Source organism: Nonomuraea lactucae, assembly GCF_003313395.1.
Lineage (GTDB): Bacteria > Actinomycetota > Actinomycetes > Streptosporangiales > Streptosporangiaceae > Nonomuraea > Nonomuraea lactucae.
This window is the reverse complement of record NZ_QNFZ01000039.1, coordinates 1-4410: the sequence shown is the minus strand read 5'-3', so window position 1 is coordinate 4410 and position 4410 is coordinate 1. Positions and strand designations below refer to the sequence as shown.

At 72.4% G+C, this 4410-nt stretch carries 3 protein-coding genes and 2 pseudogenes; 2 read left to right on the top strand and 3 right to left on the bottom strand.

The window, feature by feature from the left end; genetic code table 11:
• Positions 1-608: pseudogene (locus DQW85_RS02790) on the bottom strand (hypothetical protein); the annotation flags it as partial.
• A gap of 170 nt (positions 609-778) precedes the next feature.
• On the opposite strand from DQW85_RS02790, the pseudogene DQW85_RS47875 reads away from it, so the two are divergent.
• A pseudogene (locus DQW85_RS47875) lies at positions 779-853 on the top strand (hypothetical protein); the annotation flags it as partial.
• A 217-nt stretch (positions 854-1070) separates the two neighbouring features.
• A complete protein-coding gene (locus DQW85_RS02785; RefSeq protein ID WP_240196880.1) occupies positions 1071-2009 on the top strand; it encodes an RNA-guided endonuclease InsQ/TnpB family protein in 939 nt (312 codons plus the stop codon).
• Between the two features lie 139 nt (positions 2010-2148).
• Here DQW85_RS02785 and DQW85_RS02780 read toward each other — a convergent pair whose 3' ends face one another.
• Both DQW85_RS02780 and DQW85_RS02775 read right to left on the bottom strand, forming a co-directional pair.
• Positions 2149-3537, bottom strand: a complete 1389-nt coding sequence (locus tag DQW85_RS02780; protein WP_113698862.1) for an MFS transporter — start codon at positions 3535-3537, stop codon at positions 2149-2151.
• A gap of 32 nt (positions 3538-3569) precedes the next feature.
• Positions 3570-4410, bottom strand: an 841-nt coding sequence (locus tag DQW85_RS02775; protein WP_162794672.1) for a zinc metalloprotease, incomplete at its 5' end; no start/stop codon positions are given.

The window sequence follows — 4410 nt, the reverse complement described above, 5'->3', positions numbered from 1 at the left end:
ACGCCGCGCCCGCGCACCTTCGCGGGCAGGCCGGGGTCGGCGGGCGAACCGTACAGGCGCGCCGAGGGCGGCAGCGACTCCCACGGCACCCTCGGGCCGCCGCCGCGGTCCATCCCGTACGGCGCCGTCCGCTTGGCCCGCGGGTTCCACGGCTCCTCCTCTGCCTGGCCGTTCCCCGAGGCGCGCCGGTCCACGTCGCCGTTCCCCGGGAGGCGCCGGTCCACGTCGCCGTTTCCCGGGAGGCGCCGGTCCACGTCGCCGTTCCCGGGGGCACGCCGGTCCGCGTCGCCGTCGCCGCCCCACACGCCCGGCCAGGCCGTGTCCAGGTCGTCGTACGGGTCGTCGTCCAGGGCGTCCCCGTCCCTCCACTGGGAGCGCCCGAACCTGCGCCGTAACCACCCGAACGGGCCCGAGCGCCCGGACCCGAGGTCCTCGTCCTCGCCCCAGATGTCCTCCGGGTCCTCCTCGCCGCCTCTCCCGCTCCTGCCGCGCCGTACGGGGCCGGAGGTCTCCTGCGGCGTGTCCGGCGCGGGCTCCGCGTCCTGGGGAGGGGTACGGCGGTGCCTGGGGCCGGGACGTGGGGGCCAGACACGGTGGTCGTCCTCCATCAGATTCTCCCGAGGGGATCGTCGTCTTCAGGCGATGGGGGACTCGGGAGCGGGAGGGCCGCCAAGGCCCGAGCGTGCGGTGACCTGTCTGGTCTGCGCATCAGAGTCTCCTTCCGGGTTCTTGTCGGTGCCGGCCGATAGCGTTGCTCAGTGCGGTCGGGGTCGAGGAGGTGGGCGTGCGCAGGTCGTTCAAGTTCCTGCTGCGCCCTACCGCCCGCCAGGTGGCGGCGCTCACGGCGTGCCTCGATGACCACCGCGACCTGTACAACGCCGCTCTTGAACACCGTCGTACGGCCTACCGCAAGGCAGGAGTGACGGTCCGGTACGGCGAGCAGTCGGGCGAGTTGAAGCACATCCGCGCCGACGACCCCGACGGTCAGGGCCGGTGGTCGTTCTCCTCCCAGCAGGCCACGCTGCGACGGTTGGACAAGGCCTTCCGCGCGTTCTTCGACCGGGCGACGGTTGGACAAGGCCTTCCGCGCGTTCTTCGACCGGGTCAAGGCAGGCCGTACCCCGGGCTTTCCGCGGTTCAAGGGCCGGGGCTGGTTCGACACGGTCGAGTGGCCCAAGGACGGCGACGGCTGCCGGTGGGACTCCCAGCCCGAGCACCCGGCCGCCACCTACGTCCGCCTTCAGGGCATCGGGCATGTCCGCGTGCACCAGCACCGCCGGGTCCTGGGAAGCGTCAAGACAATCAGCGTCAAGCGGGAAGGCTCCCGCTGGTTCGTAGTCCTGTCCTGCGATGACGTGCCCGCCGAGCAGCTGCCCGCCACGGGCGCCGCGGTCGGCTTGGACATGGGTGTGGCCTCGCTCTTCACGACGTCGGACGGGGCGCATGTGGCCAACCCTCGCCACCTCGCCGCGACAGCTGACCGCCTGGCAGCCGCACAGCAGGATCTCGCCCGTAAGAGGCGCGGGTCCAAGCGCCGCCGCAAGGCCGCCGCCCGCGTCGCCGTGCTGCACGGCAGGGTAGGTCGCCAGCGGTTGGACGGAGCGCACAAGGCCGCGCTGGCGCTGGTCCGCGACTACGATGTGATCGTGCACGAGGACCTGCAGATCGCGAACATGACCCGGTCGGCGTCCGGCACGATCGACGCTCCCGGTAGGAACGTCGCCCAAAAGTCCGGCCTCAACCGAAGCGTTTTGGACGCGGGTTGGGGGGTGTTCCTGCGGATCCTCGCGCACAAGGCTGAAAGCGCCGGTCGAGAGCTGATCGCAGTCGCTCCCCGCAACACCTCCCGCACGTGCGCCCGATGCGGGCACCGCGCACGGGACAACCGCGTCACCCAGGCCGAGTTCGCCTGTCAGGCGTGCGGGCACACCGCGCACGCCGACATCAACGCGGCAACCAACATCCTCAGGGCAGGGCTTGCCCTTCGCCGGGCTGCGGAAGCGGCTTAGCGAGAAGCCGCTCCCTTCAGGAGGCGGAGGAGTCACGGCACCTCCTTGTCCCGCTGTCCTATCACTCCTCGCGGCGCGGTTCCGGAGATCCGTGATCGCTGTGACGGGTGATGCGCAATGGGTCTGGGGTGCGCCGGGCCTACCGGACGCGCGGGGCGAGGAGGGTGGTGGCGAGGGCCACCGCGGCCATGAGGCAGGAGATGACGACGAAGCCCTGTGCGATCCGTTCCGGGCTGTGGCCGATCAGGTTGATCAGCGCGCCGCCGACGCCCACCGCGAGCCCCGCCCCCAGCATGTCCGTCACCGCCAGCGCCGCGCTGTTGGCCCCCTGCTCGTTGACCGGGGACTGCTTGAGGGCGGTGACACTGACCGTGGTCATGCCCAGCCCCATGCCGAACCCGGCCGCGATCCACGCGGGCACCGCGACCCATCCGGTGACGCCCGGCAGCGCGGACGGCAGCGTCAGCAGGATCCCGGCCGTGACGCAGGCCGCGCCCAGCCTCATCCGCCGGTACGGCTCGGCGGTGCGCCTGCTCTGGATGTAGGAGCCGGTCGACCAGCCGAGGGCGCCGGTGGTGAGGGCGATGCCGGCCGCGGTGGGGCCGAAGCCCTTGACGGACTGCAGGGCCAGCGGGATGAAGGTGTTCACGCCGAAGAAGGCGGCCGAGAACAGGCCGCGCATCATGATCGTCGTGGGCAGGCCGCGGCCGAACCGGAGGGCGCCCGGCGGCAGCAACCGGGTCAGCCCGTACAGCAGGCAGGCGAGCCCGGCGACCACCGCGACGGTGCCCGGCACGGGTGAGACGTGCAGCCTGTCCACGCCGTACAGCAGCACGCCCGCGCCCGCGGCCGACGACGCCGCGGCCAGCGTCATCGCGAGCGGGCGGGAACGGGGTCCCTCCGAGGGCGCGCTCTCCTCCCCCTCCGGGGTCCGCCGGAGCGCCGGGACGAGCATGAGGAGGGCGGGCACCACGAGCGGGATGATGCCGAAGAACACCCACCTCCAGCCCCACCTGTCGGCGACGAACCCCGCCACGGCCGGGCCGACCATGGCGGGCACCACCCAGGCCGCCGACACCGCCGCGAACACCTTGGGCCGCACGGCCGGCGGGTAGACCCTGGCGATCATCACGTAGAGGGCCACGATCGCGAAGCCGGCCCCGAGCCCCTGCACGCCCCGCGCGACCACGAACAGCACCTTGCCCGTGGCGGCCCCGGCCAGCCCCATGCCGGCGGCGAAGAGCACCACGCCGACCAGGAAGGGGATCGTGTAGCCGCGCCGGTCGGACCAGACGCCGGAGACCACGTTGGCGAACAGGCTGGCGATGAGGAAGGCGGAGAAGCTGATCCCGTACAGGTCGAGGGCCTGCAGTTGCCGGGAGACCACCGGCATGACCACGCCGACCGACATGCCCTCGAAGGCGATCAACGTGACGACGAGCAGGATGCCCAGGGTGGCGGACCGGTAGGCCGCGCCGAGGATGCCGGGCGGCTCGTACGTAGTGTCGAGTGCCTTCGGTGCTGTCACCCCGACATCTTAGGTGCGCTCCCGCCTCCGGCTCATCTCGCCGCCGCCGCGAGCTGGTCACGGTCGCGGTAGCCCACCCACATCTCGCGCATGCGCTCGGCCTGGCCACGGGTGAACTCCGACATGCACCGGTCGTGGGCGTAGTTCATGAAATTGCGGACCGGGTCGTGCCCCGACTGCGAGCAGGTGTCGCGCGCGCCGGGGCAGCCCTGGGCGGGGCGGGCCTCCGGCGCGGTGTCGTGGATGCCGTCGCCGGGGCTCTGGCAGCCGTTCTCGAACGTGTGGAAGAGGCCGAGCCAGTGGCCGATCTCGTGCACGCCGGTGTAGCCGCGGTTGTAGTTGGCGAGCGAGCCGCCGGGCAGGGTGCGCCAGTCGATGACGACGCCGTCGAGGCGCGGGGTGTCCTTGTACCAGTAGGGGTAGGTGGAGAAGCCGAGCACCTGGCCGTCCATCTGGGCGAGATAGAGGTTGAGGGTGTCGGCCCCGCCCTTGCGCAGAAACGTCTTCATCGCCTCCTCGTGGGTCACCGGGTCGGTGAACCAGGCGGCGTTGCGCACGAGCTGCACGCCTTCGATGCGGAAGCCGACGCCGGTGGCGACGCCGCCGAACCGCCCGCCGTAGGCGTTGCGCAGGGTCTCGATCTGGGCGCTGACGCTCGCGTACGAGGGCCTGGTGACGCCGTCGGTGAGGATGTGCACCCAGGTCGGCACCGTGAACCGGGCGGGCGGCTCGCGTCCCTGCAGGCGCTTGTCGAGCTCGGCGAGGACGCGGGCCACGTCCTGGGGGGCGGGCGCTCTCGGCTCGGGCCCGGCCCGGTCACCACGCAGGGCCCCGTGGGCGTGCCCGGCCGGTGGCGCGCAGCGGGAGGCCGCG